The organism is Polaribacter vadi (genome assembly GCF_001761365.1).
Lineage (GTDB): Bacteria > Bacteroidota > Bacteroidia > Flavobacteriales > Flavobacteriaceae > Polaribacter > Polaribacter vadi.
In genome coordinates this window covers 3,674,874-3,693,505 of the sequence record NZ_CP017477.1, presented here as the reverse complement: position 1 = coordinate 3,693,505, position 18,632 = coordinate 3,674,874, and the positions used below count along the sequence as shown (strand labels likewise).

General features: G+C 29.7%; 17 protein-coding genes. 8 read left to right on the top strand and 9 right to left on the bottom strand.

Annotation, left to right across the window (positions count from 1 at the left end):
* Window positions 1–3: 3 nt before the first annotated feature.
* The 3 genes from LPB03_RS15965 (at window position 4) to LPB03_RS15955 (ending at window position 3,561) form a co-directional block, all read left to right on the top strand.
* Window positions 4–1,542: a hypothetical protein gene (locus LPB03_RS15965; protein WP_065320633.1), complete on the top strand. Its 1,539-nt coding sequence runs from the start codon at window positions 4–6 to the stop codon at window positions 1,540–1,542.
* Window positions 1,543–1,585: 43 nt separating this feature from the next.
* The gene (locus LPB03_RS15960) at window positions 1,586–3,217 is read left to right on the top strand and encodes a beta-N-acetylhexosaminidase (RefSeq protein ID WP_065320632.1); all 1,632 of its coding nucleotides are present in this window, start codon (window positions 1,586–1,588) and stop codon (window positions 3,215–3,217) included.
* A 119-nt stretch (window positions 3,218–3,336) separates the two neighbouring features.
* A complete protein-coding gene (locus LPB03_RS15955) occupies window positions 3,337–3,561 on the top strand; it encodes a hypothetical protein (RefSeq protein WP_065320631.1) in 225 nt (74 codons plus the stop codon).
* 146 nt (window positions 3,562–3,707) lie between these two features.
* Here the strand turns inward: LPB03_RS15955 and ettA are convergent, their stop codons facing one another.
* Together ettA and LPB03_RS15945 are read right to left on the bottom strand one after the other, a co-directional pair.
* Window positions 3,708–5,399: an energy-dependent translational throttle protein EttA gene (gene ettA / locus LPB03_RS15950; protein ID WP_065320630.1), complete on the bottom strand. Its 1,692-nt coding sequence runs from the start codon at window positions 5,397–5,399 to the stop codon at window positions 3,708–3,710.
* A 102-nt stretch (window positions 5,400–5,501) separates the two neighbouring features.
* A complete protein-coding gene (locus LPB03_RS15945; RefSeq protein ID WP_065320629.1) occupies window positions 5,502–5,684 on the bottom strand; it encodes a CAL67264 family membrane protein in 183 nt (60 codons plus the stop codon).
* Between the two features lie 132 nt (window positions 5,685–5,816).
* Here LPB03_RS15945 and LPB03_RS15940 point away from each other — a divergent pair, with 132 nt between their 5' ends.
* Window positions 5,817–6,791, top strand: coding sequence for an aspartyl protease family protein (locus LPB03_RS15940; protein WP_065320628.1), 975 nt, complete (start codon window positions 5,817–5,819; stop codon window positions 6,789–6,791).
* 35 nt (window positions 6,792–6,826) lie between these two features.
* Complete coding sequence (locus LPB03_RS15935; RefSeq protein ID WP_065320627.1) at window positions 6,827–7,756, top strand: early set domain-containing protein; 930 nt, start codon at window positions 6,827–6,829, stop codon at window positions 7,754–7,756.
* Here LPB03_RS15935 and LPB03_RS15930 read toward each other — a convergent pair whose 3' ends face one another.
* On the bottom strand, window positions 7,757–9,781 hold the full coding sequence (locus LPB03_RS15930) for an NADPH-dependent 2,4-dienoyl-CoA reductase (protein WP_065320626.1): 2,025 nt from the start codon (window positions 9,779–9,781) through the stop codon (window positions 7,757–7,759).
* Between the two features lie 208 nt (window positions 9,782–9,989).
* Between LPB03_RS15930 and LPB03_RS15925 the strand changes: the two genes are divergently transcribed.
* Entirely contained in the window at window positions 9,990–10,730 is a 741-nt protein-coding gene (locus LPB03_RS15925) for an SDR family oxidoreductase (protein ID WP_065320625.1), read from the top strand.
* A gap of 10 nt (window positions 10,731–10,740) precedes the next feature.
* Window positions 10,741–12,129, top strand: coding sequence for an NAD-dependent succinate-semialdehyde dehydrogenase (locus tag LPB03_RS15920; protein ID WP_065320624.1), 1,389 nt, complete (start codon window positions 10,741–10,743; stop codon window positions 12,127–12,129).
* Between the two features lie 86 nt (window positions 12,130–12,215).
* Here the strand turns inward: LPB03_RS15920 and LPB03_RS15915 are convergent, their stop codons facing one another.
* From LPB03_RS15915 to LPB03_RS15885, 6 genes are all read right to left on the bottom strand, one after another.
* Window positions 12,216–12,923: a pirin family protein gene (locus LPB03_RS15915; protein WP_065320623.1), complete on the bottom strand. Its 708-nt coding sequence runs from the start codon at window positions 12,921–12,923 to the stop codon at window positions 12,216–12,218.
* A gap of 128 nt (window positions 12,924–13,051) precedes the next feature.
* The gene (locus LPB03_RS15910; RefSeq protein WP_065320622.1) at window positions 13,052–13,921 is read right to left on the bottom strand and encodes a pirin family protein; all 870 of its coding nucleotides are present in this window, start codon (window positions 13,919–13,921) and stop codon (window positions 13,052–13,054) included.
* A 122-nt stretch (window positions 13,922–14,043) separates the two neighbouring features.
* On the bottom strand, window positions 14,044–14,481 hold the full coding sequence (locus LPB03_RS15905) for a MarR family winged helix-turn-helix transcriptional regulator (protein WP_065320621.1): 438 nt from the start codon (window positions 14,479–14,481) through the stop codon (window positions 14,044–14,046).
* Window positions 14,482–15,005: 524 nt separating this feature from the next.
* Window positions 15,006–15,254 (bottom strand): glutaredoxin family protein, encoded by a 249-nt coding sequence (locus LPB03_RS15895; protein ID WP_065320620.1) that lies wholly within the window; start codon window positions 15,252–15,254, stop codon window positions 15,006–15,008.
* A gap of 2 nt (window positions 15,255–15,256) precedes the next feature.
* A complete protein-coding gene (locus LPB03_RS15890) occupies window positions 15,257–15,790 on the bottom strand; it encodes an NADPH-dependent FMN reductase (RefSeq protein ID WP_065320619.1) in 534 nt (177 codons plus the stop codon).
* A gap of 185 nt (window positions 15,791–15,975) precedes the next feature.
* Entirely contained in the window at window positions 15,976–16,377 is a 402-nt protein-coding gene (locus tag LPB03_RS15885; RefSeq protein ID WP_065320738.1) for an OsmC family protein, read from the bottom strand.
* 322 nt (window positions 16,378–16,699) lie between these two features.
* On the opposite strand from LPB03_RS15885, the gene LPB03_RS15880 reads away from it, so the two are divergent.
* Window positions 16,700–18,544, top strand: coding sequence for a hypothetical protein (locus LPB03_RS15880; protein WP_065320618.1), 1,845 nt, complete (start codon window positions 16,700–16,702; stop codon window positions 18,542–18,544).
* Window positions 18,545–18,632: the final 88 nt, after the last annotated feature.

The window sequence follows — 18,632 nt, the reverse complement described above, 5'->3', positions numbered from 1 at the left end:
CCGATGAAAAAATATTTATTTTTATTCGCAATTGCATTTTTAAGTCAACAATTAGTAGCTCAAAATGACATAGTTCCTGAAAAGAAAACGCAAAAAGCGTTCGGAAAAATCGATTTTCTATCTATTAAAATGCCAGAAACCAGCATTGTAAATGAAGCAAATATGGGTTTTACTGGTATTCATTATAATTTAATGATTAACGATTGGTCTTATGCTGGTCTTGGACTTTATGGAGCTGTAACTGGTATAAGAGGTGGTTTTTTTACTTTAGGTGTTAATGCAGGAATTAAAAAATATTTAGGTGAAGATTTTTATATTGATACTGGTTTTCATTTTGGTGCTGGAGGTGGTGCTGGAGCTCCAGATGGTGGAGGCGCATTTATTTTACCTCACTTTAATTTAGGATACGATTTTAAAAACTTCTCCATAAATTCTGGTTGGAGTTATGTCGATTTTTTTGATGGTGGAGAAATTAAAGGACATCAATTTAATGTTAGTTTAGAAATTCCTTTAGGATATAATTATACCAATTATAAGAAATCTGAAAATGAATACAGTTTTGCTGATTTAGAAAATTCTGATTGGAACATCAACTCAAAGAAAACTTCTTTACTATTTCATTTGAATAATTTAATGATAAAAGGTGATGCCACTAATGTGAATGTGCAAAAATTTAATGATGCAACTATTAGACTTGCTGGTTTTGAATTTGCGAATTATTTTTCTGATAATTGGTTTGCTTTCTTAAAAGTAGACGGAGCATACTCAGGTATAAAAGCTGGTTATATGGATGTTTTTTTAGGTGGTGGTTATCACTATTCATTCAACAAAAATCGTACAAATATTCTGGCTAAATTCGGTTTAGGTGCAGGAGGTGGAGGTGGTGTAGACACTAAAGGTGGTTTTTTATTATATCCAGATATTTCTATCGAACAAAAAATATTTAAAGATATTTATGTTGCCATCAACAAAGGATATGTTTTATCTCCAGACGCACATTTTTATACATCATCTTATGGAATTGGTTTAAAATATTATGTAGAAAGAAATGGTATAAAATCAAATGAAAAAACGTTTGAATCAGGAATCTTTAAAGGTTTGGAAGTAATTACAAAGCATGATATGTATTTTGATGCAAAAAGAGATACAAACCTTACAGAAGATATGCATCAAATTTCGGTTCAAATTAATTTAGATTTAAATAAAAACATCTTTATTGCTGGGCAAACCTCATTTGCTAGTTTTGGTGATGCTGGTGCTTATGCAGAAGGCCTTGTTGGTTTAGGTGCTAGAACAAATCCTTTTTTAAGTGATAAAATCACATTTTTTGTACAAGGTTTGGCTGGTGCAGCAGGTGGAGGAGGTATTAGTACTGGTGAAGGTTTTATTGTAAAACCGAGTGCTGGTTTAAATTATAAAGTATCCGATAATTTAAGTTTTAGAACTGCTGCTGGATATGTTAAAGCAAAAGGTGGTGGCTTAAGCAACACATTTGTAAATTTTGGAATAAAATATCATTTATCTTTTTTAAAGATGAATTAATATAAAAAAGCCTATTTTTAAACTCATTAATTATATAAAAGAAATGAAAATCAATTCCCTACTACTTTTTAGTTTATGTATTGTTTTAAATTCACAAACTGTATTATCTCAAGAAATACAAATTATACCTCGTCCTTTAGAAGTAATTTCTGGAAGTAAAACATTTAAAATTGATAAAGAAACTCAACTTGTTTTTGACAATGACACTAAAAATATTGTAACTAGTTTACAAAATTATTTTAAAAATGATTTTAGTTTCGATTTAAAAACCACCAATTATCAAAGTTTAAAAAAGAATTTTATTGTTTTTAAAGTTGATGAAAATTTAGCTGATGAAGGTTATGAGCTAACAATAACTGAAGATAAAATACTTATTTGTGCAAAAAACACAACTGGTTGGTTTTATGGAACACAAACCTTAATGCAGCTTTGTTCTTATAATGCTGATTTTTCCAAATACGAAAAACAACTAACACTTAAAGAAGTTACAATTAAAGATGCTCCTAATTTTAAATGGAGAGCTTTTATGTTGGATGAAGCTAGGTATTTTAAAGGAATGGAACAAGTAAAACTGCTATTAGATGAAATGGCTTTTTTAAAAATGAACGTTTTTCATTGGCATTTGGTAGATGATCAAGGTTGGCGAATTGAAATAAAGAAATATCCAAAATTAACCGAAATTGGCTCGAAAAGAAAAAGTACTCAAATTGGTCCTTTGCAATGGGAAAGTCCTATTCAATCTGCAGAACCTCATGAAGGTTTTTATACTCAAGAAGAAATTAAGGAAATTATTAAGTATGCAAAAGACAGGCACATTACCATTGTTCCTGAAATAGAAATGCCTGGGCATTCTACTGCTGCAATTGCTTCTTATCCTTGGTTAGGAACTTCAAAAAAAGAAACTGAAGTTCCTATAAAATTTGGAGTTGGTAAAGATGTTTTTGATGTTACAAACGAAAGAACAAATCAGTTTTTAAAAGATGTTTTAGAGGAAGTTATGGCTCTTTTCCCATCTGAAGTAATTCATATTGGTGGAGATGAAGTAAAATATAACCACTGGAAATCTTCTGAATCTGTTCAGAAATATATGAAAGAAAAGAATTTAGCAACTCCTGCAGATTTACAGGTTTACTTTACAAATAATATTTCTAAATACTTAGAAAGTAAAGGAAGAAGAATGATGGGTTGGAATGAAATTATGGGACATAATTTGCATGAGTATCAAGATAAAAACGATACTAAAACTTCACAAAAATTAGCAGAAAAAAGTATCGTTCATTTTTGGAAAGGTGATGTGAAATTAGCAGAAACAGCTGCTAGAAATGGCTATGAAATTGTTAATTCTCTTCATACTTATACCTATTTAGATTATGAATATAAAAATTTACCTTTATCTAAAGCCTACTCTTTTGATCCTATTCCAGATAAATTAGATGAAAAATATCATGATAAAATAATAGGCCTAGGTTGCCAAATGTGGGGAGAATGGATACCAACTAATGGTGACATGCATTACAGAGTTTTCCCTAGAATTGCTGCGTATGCAGAAATTGGTTGGACAGCAAAAAAACGTAAAGATTTTACATTCTTTAAAACAGCTTTAAAAAATTTACAAAAAAGGTGGACTGCAAAAGAAATCTACTTTGCACCTAATGAATTTGTAGAAAAACATTAATCAATTTATAATTGCCTTAGCTCATTAAAAAAATGTTAGATATTATAAAAACAATATTTTTTTTAAACTAAATATTATTTTTATATTGCATGCCTTAAACCCCATACATCCCCAAAATCATGCATAAAGCTACAATTAAACAAGTTGTATTGCTTCTTTTTACATCAATCGTTTTATATTATTCTGGTCTTTATTTGATGGCCATTGGTAACATTAAAAATATTAGTGATGGATTAATTGTAATGACTTTCTTTTTTGCTGTTTTTCCTTTTTTAAGTTCTTCAGCAATGTTAACAATTAAATTTTTTAAATTTTTCTTGAATCTTAAAAAATCTGAATCTTAAATTAAATCACTTATTAAAATATATTATCAACTTTTTTTTTAAAGTTCACACTACAAAGTTGATTTCAAAAAAGAACCCTCACTTTAAAAGTGAGGGTTCTTTTTTGAAAATGATTATTTATAATCATCTTTATTTAAAACAAAAAATTAACGAATTAATTTTTTGTACTTCAAACGTTTTGGCATTAAATCTCCACCTAAACGTTTCTTTTTATTTTCTTCATAATCAGAAAAAGAACCCTCAAAAAAGTAAACTTCACTATTTCCTTCAAAAGCCAAAATGTGTGTACAAACTCTATCTAAAAACCATCTATCGTGACTAATAACAACTGCACAACCTGCAAAGTTTTCTAAACCTTCTTCTAAAGCTCTTAAAGTATTTACATCTAAATCGTTGGTTGGCTCATCTAACAGTAAAACGTTTCCTTCTTCTTTTAAAGTCATTGCTAAATGCAAGCGATTACGTTCTCCTCCAGAAAGTGTTTCCACTTTTTTATTTTGCTCACTTCCAGAAAAATTAAATCTACTTAAATACGCTCTAGAGTTTACTTGCTTGCCTCCCATCATTACTAAATCTTGCCCTTCAGAAAAGTTTTCCCAAATAGATTTGTCAGGATTAATGTTTGAATGTGCTTGATCTACATAGGCAATTTTAGCAGTTTCACCAACATTAAAACTTCCAGCATCAGGCTTTTCTTCGCCCATTATCATTTTAAAAATTGTTGTTTTACCAGCACCATTTGGTCCAATAATTCCAACAATTCCTGCTTGTGGTAAATTAAACTCTAAGTTTTCATATAATAATTTATCTCCAAAAGCTTTAGAAACTCCAGTTGCTTCAATAACGTTTGTTCCTAACCTTGGTCCATTAGGAATATAAATTTCTAGCTTTTCGTCAACTTGTTTTTGATCTTGACTCATTAATTTGTCATAGTTCTTTAAACGTGCTTTTTGTTTTGTTTGACGACCTTTTGCTCCTTGACGAACCCAATCTAATTCACGTTCCAAAGTTTTTTGACGTTTAGAAGCTGTTTTGCTTTCTTGTGCCATTCTTTGTGATTTTTGATCTAACCAAGAAGAGTAGTTTCCTTTCCAAGGAATTCCTTCACCTCTATCTAATTCTAAAATCCAACCAGCAACATTATCTAAGAAATATCTATCGTGCGTTACTGCAATTACAGTTCCTTTATATTGTGCTAAATGATGCTCTAACCAATGCACAGATTCTGCATCTAAATGGTTTGTTGGCTCATCTAATAATAAAATTTCTGGTTCTTGTAATAATAATCTACATAAAGCAACACGTCTTTTTTCACCTCCAGAAAGTACGCCAATTTTTTTATCAGAATCTGGCGTTCTTAAAGCATCCATGGCAATTTCTAATTTGGTATCTAATTCCCACGCATTTGCAGCATCAATTTTATCTTGAAGTTCTGCTTGTTGGTTCATTAGTTTTTCCATCTTATCTGCATCAGAATATACTTCTTCCAAACCAAACATATCGTTTATTTTGTTGTATTCATCTAAGATTGCTACAGTTTCTGCAACTCCTTCTTTTACAACTTCTAAAACCGTTTTTTCAGGATCTAATTGTGGTTCTTGTTCTAAATAACCAACTTTGTAACCTGGTACAAAAGTTACATCTCCTTGATAATTCTTTTCTACGCCAGCAATAATTTTTAATAAGGTTGATTTTCCTGATCCATTTAAACCAAGAATTCCAATTTTTGCTCCGTAAAAAAAACTTAAATAAATATCCTTTAAAACTTGTTTTCCTGTTGATTGGTAAGTTTTAGACAACTTATTCATCGAAAAGATTACTTTCTTATCATCACTCATAATTCATTATTTATTTAAAAATTAAAAGATTAAACCAACTTGTTTTAATCTAAATACTATTTTATGACTTTCTATTTTTAAAATAGAAACCTATAATCAAACCTATACTCTACCTTTTAAAGCATTAAAAACCCAAGCAATACAGAAAAAACCAATACCAACTGTAGCAAAACCCCAACCAGCTACATCATTGTATTTGTATGCACCTAATAAGATTAGTGCAACCCCCATTCCTATCATTAAAAAAGTTGCCCAACCTAGAACAGTATTTTTATTCATTCCCATATTTTTATTGTGTTTTGTAGTGTTTTAATTAATTAACAAATATCGATAAATTATTTGAATATTTATAAACCTAAACTCTAAGAAAATTCTATCTTTATGTAACATAAGATTGTTTTTAAGCGTCTTTATAGTATGAAGAATTATCTCATCCTTTTAATTATACTTTATAGTCAAATTTCTGTAGCAAATTCAGATGATGACAGACTTTTCCCTGAAATTCCTTTGTATTTTTCTAAAGCAGAAAAAATTAATGAATTTACAACAAGAATTCCTTTTAAATTAGTAGACAGATTAATGGTTATAGAAGGAGTTCTAAATGATAAAAAAGGAAATTTTATAATTGATACTGGTTCTGAAGCACTCATTTTAAATAAAGTTCATTTTAAAACGTATCGATTTAACTATGAAAAAAAAGGCGAAACTTCTGGTATTTTAAGTACTGTTGATAATCCTATAGAAAAAACGATTAAAAATATTTCTTTTGACAACCTAACTTTAAAAAATAAAAATTCTGATGTGGTTGATTTATCTCATATCGAAAAAAGCAAAAAAATTAAATTACTGGGCATTATTGGCTATGCTATTTTAAAAGATTACGAAGTTTTTGTGGATTTATATTTGAATCAGATTACGTTATCTAAAGTAGATAAATCTGGTTTAAAATTAAGTAAGGAAGGTTATTTAGAGACGATAGTTGATAGCATAAATTTCACTTTAAAAAAACACACAATTGTTCTTAAAGCCAGTATTAATAAACAAAAAGTCACTTTTGGATTAGATACTGGTGCAGAGTTCAATCAAATAAATTCTAGAATTAACAAAAAAGTTTTGAAGCATTTTTATCCTAAGAAAAGAATACAATTAACTGGAGCAAGCTCTAAAAAAATTGAAGTTTTATATGGAGATTTACACAGAGTAAAATTGACTGACAAGATTTATTTTGGACCTATGAAAACGATTATTACCAACTTAAATAATATGAACAAAGCCTTTGGCACAAATTTAGATGGTATTTTAGGACACGACTTTTTTGCACAAAAAAGAGTTATTATCAACTATCAAAAAGAAAAATTATATTTTATAAAATACCCTTTTATTAAAGAGTGAGAAACAAATTTACACATATAATCCTTTTATTATTTTTGAGTTTTTCCTTTGCAGGATTTTCTCAAAATACAGCTATTCAAGGCTATAAAATTGATGGAGATTTTATTGTATTTACTTTTGATAAAAGAGAATATGAAAGAGGTACACATCATAAAACACAAGAAAAGTTAGACTTTGATGATTTTAACATCGAAAAAGTAGTTGTTGCTGGTAACTTTAATAATTGGTCTCGCAAAAAATGGAAAATGGTAAAAATTGATGCGAACATTTATCAACTAAAAAAGAAAATTACCGATTTTGATGAAGATTTTAATTGGGAATTTAAATTTGTTGTAAATAATGATTTCTGGGCAGAACCTTCAGAAAACACTGTAAACATTTCTCCTTCTCAAACTTGGTTTGGAGCAAAATTAGATACCTATAATTTACGGATTCTACCTGTACAAATTTCAGAAAAGGGAAATGCAAAATTCTTTTTAGATGGATATAAAAATGCAAAAGAAGTAATTTTAAGTGGTTCATTTAATAGATGGGATGAGCAACTTTATAAAATGAAAAAAACTGCAAATGGTTGGAGTTTAAATTTAAATTTAAAACCAAATTATTACGAATATAAATTTATTGTTGATGGTAAATGGATTGAAGACCCCATAAATCCAAATAAAGCAATCAATGAATTTGGTGAATATAACTCTGTATTCTCCATAAAAAAAGAGGTGACTTTTTTACTAGAAAATTTTAAAGATGCAAAAGAAATAATTTTAGCTGGTTCTTTTAATAACTGGTCAGAAACTGACTATAAAATGACTAAAACAGCAAACGGTTGGATATTTACCACCCAACTTTCTGGTGGTAAACATCACTATAAATTTATTGTTGATGGCAATTGGTATTTAGATCCAAGCAACTCTATAAAAGAATATGATGGAAGTGGAAATATCAATTCTGTAAAAATGGTTAAATAATTACAATGCTGCTGCCAATCTTGCACCTTGGTTAATGGCTCTTTTTGCATCTAATTCGGTTGCAAAATCTGCACCACCAATAACATGAACCTTTTTTCCTAAATCTATTAAAGGTTGATATAATTCTTTAAACGGTGTTTGTCCAGCACAAATAACTACATTGTCTACATCTAAAATAATTTCTTTTTCATTTTGAATATAATGCAATCCTTGATCATCGATTTTAGTATAAGAAACTTCGCCAATAAATTGTACTTTTTTCTTTTTTAAGGTTGATCTATGAATCCAACCAGTAGTTTTCCCTAAATTGCCTCCAAACTTTCCTTTACTTCTTTTAAACATAAAAATTTCTCTTGGAGAAGGGTGAAAATCTGGTTTTACACCTTCAATTCCACTTCTAGCTTCTATAGATTTATCAATGCCCCATTCTTTTAACCAAGCATCGATATTTAATGCTGTTGATTCGCCTTCATGAGATAAATATTCTGAAACATCAAAACCAATTCCTCCTGCTCCAATTACTGCAACACGTTTTCCGACTGGTTTTTTCTCTTTTAAAACTTCTATGTAACTTAAAACTTTTGGATGATCAAATCCTTCAATTTTTAATTCTCTTGGTTTTATCCCTGTTGCTAAAACAATTTCATCAAAGTCTGATTTTTCTAAATCTTCTACAGAAACTTTGGTGTTTAATTTTACCTCAACTTTATGTAACTCAAGTTGTTTTTGAAAATATCTGATGGTTTCATAAAACTCTTCTTTTCCTGGAATTTGTTTTGCCATATTAAATTGCCCACCAATTTCAGAAGCTGCATCAAACAACGTAACAAAATGTCCCCTTTCTGCAGAAATTGTAGCTGTAGCCAAACCTGCTGGTCCAGAACCAATCACTGCAATTTTCTTTTTATTTTGAGTTGGGTTATAGTTCAATTCTGTTTCATGACAAGCTCTTGGATTCACCAAACAACTCGCAACTTTTTTCTGAAAAGCGTGATCTAAACATGCTTGATTACAAGCAATACAGGTATTTATTTCATCACTTTTTTCTGCTTTTGCTTTGTTAACCCATTCTGGATCTGCCAAAAATGGACGAGCCATAGAAATCATATCTGCATCACCTTCTGCCAATACTTTTTCAGCAGTTTCTGGCATATTTATTCTGTTTGAAGTTATCAACGGAATTGATAATTCTTCTTTCATCTTTTTGGTAACCCAAGTAAATGCAGCTCTTGGAACTGAAGTTGCAATTGTTGGAATTCTAGATTCATGCCAACCAATTCCTGTATTTATAATAGTGGCTCCTGCTTTTTCGATTTCTTTTCCAAGTTGCACAACCTCTTCCCAAGAAGAACCTTTTTCAACCAAATCTAACATCGATAATCTATAAATGATGATAAAATCTTTACCAACAGCTGCTCTCGTTTGTTTTACCAATTCAATTGGCAAACGCATTCTGTTTTCATAAGATCCACCATAAGTATCGGTTCTATTGTTGGTTCTTTTAACAATAAATTGGTTGATTAAATATCCTTCAGAACCCATGATTTCAACACCATCGTAATTAGAGTCTTTGGCTAATTTTGCACAGTTTACAAAATCTCTAATCGTTCTTTTTATTCCAGAAGATTTTAATTTAAAAGGCGTAAAAGGTGTTATTGGCGATTTTATAGTAGATGCTCCAACATTAAAAGGATGATATCCATAACGTCCTGAATGTAGAATTTGCATACAAATCTTTCCACCTGCTTCATGAACAGCTTTTGTTACTTTTTGATGATTTCTTATCTGCTTTTTAGAACTCAGTCTAGCAGAAAAAGGAGCTGTCCAACCTTGTATATTTGGCGCAATTCCTCCAGTAACAATCAACCCTACTCCTCCTTTTGCACGTTCAGCAAAATAAACAGCCATTTTTTCGTAACCGTTTTTTTCTTCTTCTAAACCTGTATGCATAGAACCCATTAAAATTCTATTTTTTAAAGTAGTAAATCCTAAATCTAATGGCTCAAAAATGTGCTTGTATTTCATCAATCTTAATTTTAAATTTATTATGCACGCATAACAACTGCAAGATATGTTTATTTTTTGAAAATCATTGAAATTGGAAAAACATAATCGTCAAATATTTAGAAATCATTAACAATTGGGTTTTCATTCAAGTCAAAATCCCAATCGATTGCAATCATTAAAACCCTTTAAAATAAGGAAATTTGTATGAATTTAAAATATACAAACTATGAATATTAAAGATAAAGTAGTAATTATTACAGGAGCATCAAGTGGAATTGGAGAAGCAACCGCTTTAAAAATGGCGAAAGAAGGTGCTAAAGTTATATTGACTGCAAGAAGTAAAACCAAATTAAAAGAATTAGCCAAAAAAATTAAAGCTGAAAAAGGAACTGCTTTGGTGGTTACTGCTGATGTAACTAAAAGTAAAGATTTTAAAAAAGTAGTTGAAAAAGCAAAGAAAGAATTTGGCTCTGTACATATTTTAGTAAATAATGCTGGTTTAATGCCATTATCATATATAGAAAAATTAAAAACTGATGAGTGGAACACCATGGTTGATGTAAATATTAAAGGTGTTTTAAATGGTGTAGAAGCTGTTTTACCAACTTTAATCGAAAATAAAGGTGGGCATATTATTAACATTTCATCAACAGCGGCTTATAATTATTTTCCTGGAGGTGCAGTTTATTGCGCAACAAAAGCTGCAGTGCAAATGTTTTCTGAAGGTTTGCGAAAAGAGATTTCAAAAAAGTATGGAATTAATGTAACCTCAATAGAACCAGGTGCTGTAGATACTTCTTTATTAGAAACAATTACAGATGAGGATATCAAAAAAGAATTAAAAGGGATGATGAAAATGACAACCTTACAGGCAGAAGATATTGCAAACGCAATTTTTTATGCAGTAAATCAGCCAGCGAGAGCCAATATTAATAATATTCACATTTTACCAAGTGAACAACAATAAAATTAAAAAGATGAGTAAAGACAAAACAATAAAAACGATAAATCCTGCCACAGGAAAAACTTTAGAAACGTATAATCATATTTCTGATGCTGAGCTGAATTCAGCGATTGAAAAAACTCAAAAAGCATTTATAGATTGGAGACATCAATCTTTAGAAAAACGTGCGACTGTAATCGAAGCAATTGGAGAAAAATTGGTTGAATATAAAGACGAACTTTCTAAATTGATGACAAATGAAATGGGAAAAATACTTCCTCAAAGTAATCAAGAAGTCGATTTATGTGCAGGCATTTGTAAATATACAGCCAAAAAAGGTGTAGAAGAATTAAAAGACGAGCATCGTGAATTATTTAGTGGTGGAAAAGGAATTGTAAGTTATTCACCAATTGGAATTATTTATGGAATTCAACCTTGGAATTATCCATCTTATCAAGTAATTAGATATGCAATTGTAAATTTAATGGCTGGTAATGCAGTTTTATTAAAGCACGCATCGAATGTAACTGGAACAGGTTTACTATTAGAAAAAATATTCACGGAAGCTGGTTTGCCAGAAAATTTATTTAAAACATTATTAATTTCTCACGACCAATCTGATACTGTCATAAAACATAAAAATGTTAGAGGAGTTACTTTAACTGGTAGTTCTGGAGCTGGAAAAAAAGTAGGGCAAAAAGCAACTGCCGAACTTAAAAAAGTAGTTTTAGAGTTAGGAAGTAATGATGCTTACATTGTTTTAGAAGATGCTGATCTTGAATTGGCTGTAGAAAAATGTGTACAAGGTAGAATTTATAACAATGGTGAAACTTGTATTGCTGCAAAACGTTTTGTGGTTGTAGATGCAGTTTACGATCAGTTTAAAGATGCTTTTGTAAAAGCAATGAAAGATATTAAAGTTGGAAACCCAATGGATGAAAGTTCTGATATGGGACCTATGGCTAGAGAAGATTTACGTGAAACTTTACATGAACAAGTTGAAGAAAGTGTACAAAAAGGTGCCGAAATTTTATGTGGTGGAAAAATGACAGAAGGTGATGGTTTTTACTATCCTGTTACAGTTTTAGGAAATGTAAAACCTGGACAACCTGCTTATGATGATGAACTTTTTGGACCTGTAGCTTCTTTAATTAAAGCAAAAGATGAAAAAGATGCCATGCGAATTGCAAACGACAGTAGATTTGGTTTAGGTGGAGGAATTTTCTCTAAAGATGAAGAAAAAGCTACAAAATTAGCACAAGATTATTTTGATACTGGTATGGTTTTTATCAATTCTTTTGGAATTGCAGATCCTGCAATGCCTTTTGGAGGTGTAAAAGATTCTGGTTTTGGAAGGGAACATGGAGGTTTTGGAATGAAAGAATTTGTAAATGTGAAAGCTGTATTGTTTAGTGAATCTTAAAATTAAGATTATAAAAACTAAAAAAACCTGTTTAGCAAATTTGTTAAACAGGTTTTTTTTTACATTATAATAAAATTCTTGTTTTACTAATTCATTGGTACATCAATTACCAATAATTTACTTTCCTTATGTGCTTTAATTGAAACCTTATCTGTATCTGTTATTCCAACAGCGTCTCTTTTTTCTAAAGTTACATCAGCAATTTCAACTTCACCATCAATTAAGAAAAAATAAGCACCATTATTTAAAGTGTATTCTGTCTCAAAATCTTTATCTAAATCAATCATCAAAATATAACCTTGCTGATTTATTGGTAAAGAGCCTTCTACTTGCTTATCTCTTGGAGAAACTAAGGTTAAAAATTTATTTTTTCTTTTACTAGCATCAAATTTTTTCTGATCGTAAAAAGGTGTTACTTCTTCTTTTTCTGGAATAATCCATAATTGCAAAGTATTTGCTGCTTCTGTTTTACTATCGTTAAACTCGGAATGTGTTACTCCAGTTCCAGCACTCATTACCTGAATTTCATCAACTTCTATAGAACGTTGATTGTTCATATTATCTTTATGAGATAATGCTCCAGAAATAGGGATCGTTATAATTTCCATATTTCTATGAGGATGTGTACCAAAACCCATCTTTGGCTGAATTACATCATCATTAAATACTCTTAACATACCAAAATTCATTCTTTCTGGATTTTGATAATTACCAAAACTAAAAGTATGGTTGGCTACTAACCATCCATGGTTTGCAAATCCTCTTGTGTTTGCTTTGTGAATTGTTTTTTTCATAATAAAATTGTTTATCACCCTAAACTTGTTTCAGAGTTTTTATTAAAAATTGTTTTCTTTTAAATTCCTGTTTTTACAGGAATGATATGTTAATGTTTTTCTAAAACTTCATTTTAGAAAGCGCTTTTTTAATACAAATACCCCATTTTTCCTGCTTGATAATCACGCATTGCTTCTAAAATTTCAGTTTGCGTATTCATTACATAAGGCCCATATTGGGTTATTTTTTCGTTGATAGGTTCTCCAGACAAAATCAATAATGTGCTTGCCGTTTTTGCTTCAAATTGAATGATATTTCCATCTTGATTGAAAACAATCATTTGATTTTCTCCCTTTTTCAGACGATCTGATTCATTTACCAAAACTTCTCCCTCCAATAAATAAATTAAAGATTGATGCGTTGCTGGAATTTCAATTTCCATTTTTCCTCCTTCATCAGCATTTGCTGTAAACACATTTACTGCTGTCTGTGTTTTTATCAATCCTTTTTCTTTATGTTGATTTCCTGCAATAATGTTTAATTGCACTTTTTTATCATCAGAAAATAGTTTTGGAATTTGTTCGTCTTCTAAATGTTGATAATTTGGTGTACTCATTTTATCTTTTGCAGGAAGATTTAGCCACAACTGAATTCCCTCTAAATCTCCACCTTTTTTCACAAACTCTTTGGTGGGTGCTTCTGCATGAATAATTCCACGTCCAGCAGTTGTCCATTGAACACCACCCGCTTTTACAACCATTTCATTTCCTAAAGAATCTCTGTGAAATTGTTCGCCTTTAAATAACAAAGTAATTGGCTCAAAACCTCTATGAGGATGAGGACCTAAATCGAAAGGATTGTTAAATTCTGAAATTGCATAAGGGCCATAATGATGTAATAGCAAAAATGGATCTACATTTTCTATGCCTTGAATTGGCAAAGGTTGACGTAATTTTATAGGTCCCATATTTACAAAAGGACTTGCTGTTTTATGCTGTATTGATTTTAGTTTTTTCATGATTTGTAGATTTTGAATAGTTCTCGATACAATTTTGATGGAAAATCAAAATCACTCGAACTGACATTTCGTTATTTTCAAACAATACTATTCCCCAAGGAAAATATTTGATTAAATTTTTTCTATCTAATTTTATCTAAAAGATCGCTTAAAACTGCAGCTTCCTCTTCTGTTAAGTTTTCTAAAAAAGAAATGTTTTTATTTTCATCAATAGTCTTTAACAGCTCTAAACCTTGGTTTGTTATTTTTACAAAAACCACTCTTCTATCATCCTCACAACGTTCTCTTTCTATTAAGTTTTTGTCACATAACTTATCCATTAAACGAGTTGCATTTGGTGCTCTTTCAATCATTCTTTCTTTTACAATTTGCACCTTCATTTTTGTTTTTGCTCCTCTTAAAATCCTTAAAATATTATATTGTTGAGGCGAAATTGCATAAGGTTTAAAAAACTCATTTTCTTTACTACTCAACCAATTTGAGGTATATTTTAAATTGATTAATGCTTTCACTTTGTTATTTGTGAATTTAGATTTTATGTCTTTTGAAATATCTCCCATTTTTCAGTGCTTTGTGGTTCGTGGTTCGTGGTTCGTGGTTCGTGGTTCGTGGTTCGTGGTTCGTGGTTCGTGGTTCGTGGTTCGTGGTTCGTGGTTCGTGGTTCGTGGTTCGTGGTTCGTGGTTCGTGGTTCGTGGTTCGTGGTTAAAACTAAAAAAACTTCGACAAGATCAATCTGACATTTGATGAAACTTTTTAACAATTTCAACTTCATTCTTCCAATCTTTGTCTTCTTTCTTGTTTCAAAATATGAACACATAGGAACATAGAAAACATAGGTTGTACGTTAAATCTTCTCTATTTTCTTGTTTCCTTTTTCTCTTTTCTCTTTTCTCTATTTTCTTTTCTCTCTTCTCTATCCTCTATTTTCTTGACTCTTGCTTCTCTTCTCTTGTTTATAAAAAACGAACACATAGGAACATAGAAAACATAGCTGTTGTGGGGTTCTCTCTTTACTCTTCAAGCTTCACTCTTCAATCTCCCAACTTCAAGCTTCTAACTCCCAACTTCACTCTTCAAACTTTTTTACGCTCTTAATTTTAAATCTTGCATTATTTTGTTAAACTCTTCAGTTGTTGGTGTTAAAAAAACTTTATCATCAACAAATAATGTTGGAAATTTTGCAACTCCATCATATAACTCTTTACTGTGCTCTCTTGCTTCTACATCTTTAGAAATATCTTTGTAGACATAAGGAATATCTGTTGAATTTAAGAAATTTTTAAAGGCAACTGTATATGCGTGTCCTTGTTTTCCGTATAAAACTATTTTCATAATTATTCTTTTAGTGTACTTTCAAACTGCTTAACTTTTTCTTTTAATTGAGATAATAATTCATCATTTACAATTTTGTTTTCTTTAAAATTATCGTAAAAAGATGGTAAAGTGTAAGAAATAATTTCTTTTGCTCCCATAAAAGGGAATTTAGCAACTCCATCACTCAATACAGATTGTCCTCCTCTTGCACCAGGAGAAGTAGCCATTAATAATAATGATTTGTTTCTAAAAACTTTGTTTTCAAGTCTAGAGCACCAGTCAAAAATATTTTTAAATGCTGCTGCATAAGACCCATTATGTTCTGCAAGAGACAGTATAAAACCATCATAATTATCTAATAATGAACTTAATTTCTTAGCGTCCTCTGGAAAACCGTTTTTTTCTTCGTCTTCACTATAAATTGGCATTGTAAAATCTCTTAAATCGATGACATCAAAAGAAGTATTTACTAAATTTTCTGCTGCAAACGTTGCTAATTTTTTATTGATAGATGTTGAGCTTGTGCTTCCTGCAAAGGCTAATATTTTCTTCATTTTAATATATTTTTTTATTTTTAACCTGTTCTCGATACAATTTTTCGAAAAATAAAAATCACTCGAACTGACATTTTCTGAACTTTCACTAATTTTATACAGTCAATCTCCAACAGTGATCAACTGAAAACTGAGACTGCCAACTGATTTACTGCCAACTGAAGACTGAACCACTGCCAACTGATTTACACAATACTCGTTGCAATTTCGGTTTCTCCTTTTACCATTTTTGCTACAGGACATTTTCCTGCAATTTCCAGTAATTTTATTCTTTGTTCGGCTGTAATTTTGTTTTCAAAAGAGATTTCTTCTATTAACGATTTTTTAATTCCTGAAGAAGTTAGCGCTTCTTTTTGTGAAACAATTACTTTTATTTCGCCAAGATTCCAATCTTTTCTTTCTGCATACATTCTTAAAGTCATGGCTACACAACCTCCAATTGCTGTTAACAAATATTCAACAGGAGTTGGACCTGTATCTCCTCCACCAGCTTTTATAGGTTCATCTAAAACCGTAAAATGATTTCTCATTTTTGCTTCTCCTTGGTATTTTTTTTCTGATAAAAGGACTTCAGATTGTTGTTTCATTATGCTTTTATTTTTTTCCAAGTAAAATAATTACTTTAAAAATCTTGCTTACAATTCTAGTACAAAGTTACAAAACATTTTTTTATTTACCAAGGAAAATATATCCAAGGAAATATTTTAGATGAAATTATTTTTTTTATATTTAGAGAAAAATTGTATTGCTTATTTATTATCTTCAGTTCTCTTTTATAGTTAAAGGGGTTTTTCCTGTTGATATTTTAGAGTAAAACCAATAAATTAGCTAACTTTGGATGTAATGAATTAGAAATATCCGAATAGAGTTAGCCACAAGCTAAAAAATATTGCTAAAAAAAGAAAAAATATGAAATTAGAAAAAATTTTAGATAAACTTGGTTCAATTGAAAAGAACTCATTTATTAAAATAATAGATAATATTATCACGAAAAACCCAAAAAACGGAAAAGAAATTGATAAAATTTTAAGTTCGTCTGATAAAGGTTTAAAATCAGTTGATAATCAAAATATATCTAATGTATTTGCCTTAACTTCAAATGAATTTCAAGAACATATCAAATGTGAATTTCAAGAAATTACATCACAATTAGATATTTTAATTGATATAATTATACGTGATGGAAATTGCATAATGAAACAAGATTGGTTTTCAAGATTATATGAAACAGAAATTAAAAATCTGAAAGCAAAAATTAAAGGTTTAAACTCTGACTTTGATAATGATAAATCTGAATTAAGTGCTATCAGAAAACGAGATTATAGAATTTATAAATCTTGTTTACAAACTGCTTATCAAAATGATATAGCAAATAATAGAGACGCTAAAATAACTTCAGATGAATTATCAATAATTATAACTTTATCAAAAGAATTAGGATTATCACAAGAAGAAGTTAAGTTAATAAACTACTCAATTTTACCAATAAAAAAAATTGATATTCAAGAAGTCATAAAAGGTTTAAAAAATATTGGAGTTATCTTTTTTTCAAATAAAGAAAATACAATCTATGTTGCAGACGAAATGGTAAGATTGTTACGTAAAGTCAGAAAAAAAGAAATCGCTACTAAATTTTATAGAAGAACTCTGAAATTATTGAGAGAACCAATTATAAACCAAATTGGTAGAGAGCATAATATCGATAGAAAATTATCTTACGCTCAAAAAATTGAGGAAATAATTAAAGAAGGAGTATCTTTTAATAATTTACTTCTAGAAGATATTTATAAACCAGGAAGCACTTTAACTGAAAAGAAAAAGACTTTAAATGAACTTTGTGAAAAGGGTTTAAATATTTCAAATTTAAAAGGAAGTACTTTAGGCGATAAAATAAATAGTCTTGTTGAACACTTTGAAAATGTTGAGCGTGATGAAAAAGTGGGTATTTCTTTAGATGGTTTTGATAAATTATTATCTGAACTTAATCAATCTCTTCCAAAACTAAATAAACAGATAAAAGATCAATTTGAATTACAGGATGAATTTGTTTTAAAAGCAGATTTTTTACTTGATTACAATATAAAGCCGAGAGATATTTTAGACTTAATTCTTAAAGAAGATTTAACCAGTTTCATTAAAGATAATGGAGTAAAACAACGTGGTGACGATATTTTAAATATACTAGAACATTATAAAGATGTTGAGAATTTATATTTAGAAAATTATGAAAACGTTGCTTACAGAAATCTCAATTTATTAAAAGAAAACGGAATTACAGTCAAGGAAAGTGAACTCGGAATTAAATTCGAGGATTTAACAAAAATAATATTTCAAGGTTTAGGGTTTAATGTAGATGACACTTTTAAAAATAATCTGAATACAAAAAAGGATATGATTGATATTCTTTTAAACTTGGAAAACAACGAAATTATAATTGTAGAATGTAAAACAAGCAAGGAAAAAGGTTATAATAAGTTTAGTTCTGTTTCAAGGCAATTAAAATCTTATCAAAATTTAGCTCTGAAAAATAATTTCAGAATTGTTAAAATTTTACTTGTTGCTCCAGAATTTAGTGATGATTTTGTCACAGACTGTGAAATGGATACAGAAATGAATTTATCTCTAATTACAGCTTCTACTCTATCTAATATTTTAGAGGCATTTAAAACATCAAAATATAATGAATTTCCACACGTTTTGTTTCGAGATATAGTAATAAACGAGGAAAGAATATTAAAAGCATTAAGTAAATAATTAGGAAAAAGCCAGTGGCTAAAACTTAATTGCTGACTTTTTACTTACTTTCTACTCACGACTTAAAAGCTTAAAATCAGAAATAAGC

Coding starts and splice junctions, on each gene's coding strand:
- LPB03_RS15905 (WP_065320621.1), bottom strand. CDS start 14,481: ATGGGAGATATTTCAAAAGACATAAAATCTAAATTCACAAATAACAAA.
- LPB03_RS15945 (WP_065320629.1), bottom strand. CDS start 5,684: ATGGGAATGAATAAAAATACTGTTCTAGGTTGGGCAACTTTTTTAATG.
- LPB03_RS15880 (WP_065320618.1), top strand. CDS start 16,700: ATGAAATTAGAAAAAATTTTAGATAAACTTGGTTCAATTGAAAAGAAC.
- ettA (WP_065320630.1), bottom strand. CDS start 5,399: ATGAGTGATGATAAGAAAGTAATCTTTTCGATGAATAAGTTGTCTAAA.
- LPB03_RS15960 (WP_065320632.1), top strand. CDS start 1,586: ATGAAAATCAATTCCCTACTACTTTTTAGTTTATGTATTGTTTTAAAT.
- LPB03_RS15910 (WP_065320622.1), bottom strand. CDS start 13,921: ATGAAAAAACTAAAATCAATACAGCATAAAACAGCAAGTCCTTTTGTA.
- LPB03_RS15940 (WP_065320628.1), top strand. CDS start 5,817: ATGAAGAATTATCTCATCCTTTTAATTATACTTTATAGTCAAATTTCT.
- LPB03_RS15895 (WP_065320620.1), bottom strand. CDS start 15,254: ATGAAAATAGTTTTATACGGAAAACAAGGACACGCATATACAGTTGCC.
- LPB03_RS15920 (WP_065320624.1), top strand. CDS start 10,741: ATGAGTAAAGACAAAACAATAAAAACGATAAATCCTGCCACAGGAAAA.
- LPB03_RS15890 (WP_065320619.1), bottom strand. CDS start 15,790: ATGAAGAAAATATTAGCCTTTGCAGGAAGCACAAGCTCAACATCTATC.
- LPB03_RS15930 (WP_065320626.1), bottom strand. CDS start 9,781: ATGAAATACAAGCACATTTTTGAGCCATTAGATTTAGGATTTACTACT.
- LPB03_RS15955 (WP_065320631.1), top strand. CDS start 3,337: ATGCATAAAGCTACAATTAAACAAGTTGTATTGCTTCTTTTTACATCA.
- LPB03_RS15885 (WP_065320738.1), bottom strand. CDS start 16,377: ATGAAACAACAATCTGAAGTCCTTTTATCAGAAAAAAAATACCAAGGA.
- LPB03_RS15915 (WP_065320623.1), bottom strand. CDS start 12,923: ATGAAAAAAACAATTCACAAAGCAAACACAAGAGGATTTGCAAACCAT.
- LPB03_RS15925 (WP_065320625.1), top strand. CDS start 9,990: ATGAATATTAAAGATAAAGTAGTAATTATTACAGGAGCATCAAGTGGA.
- LPB03_RS15965 (WP_065320633.1), top strand. CDS start 4: ATGAAAAAATATTTATTTTTATTCGCAATTGCATTTTTAAGTCAACAA.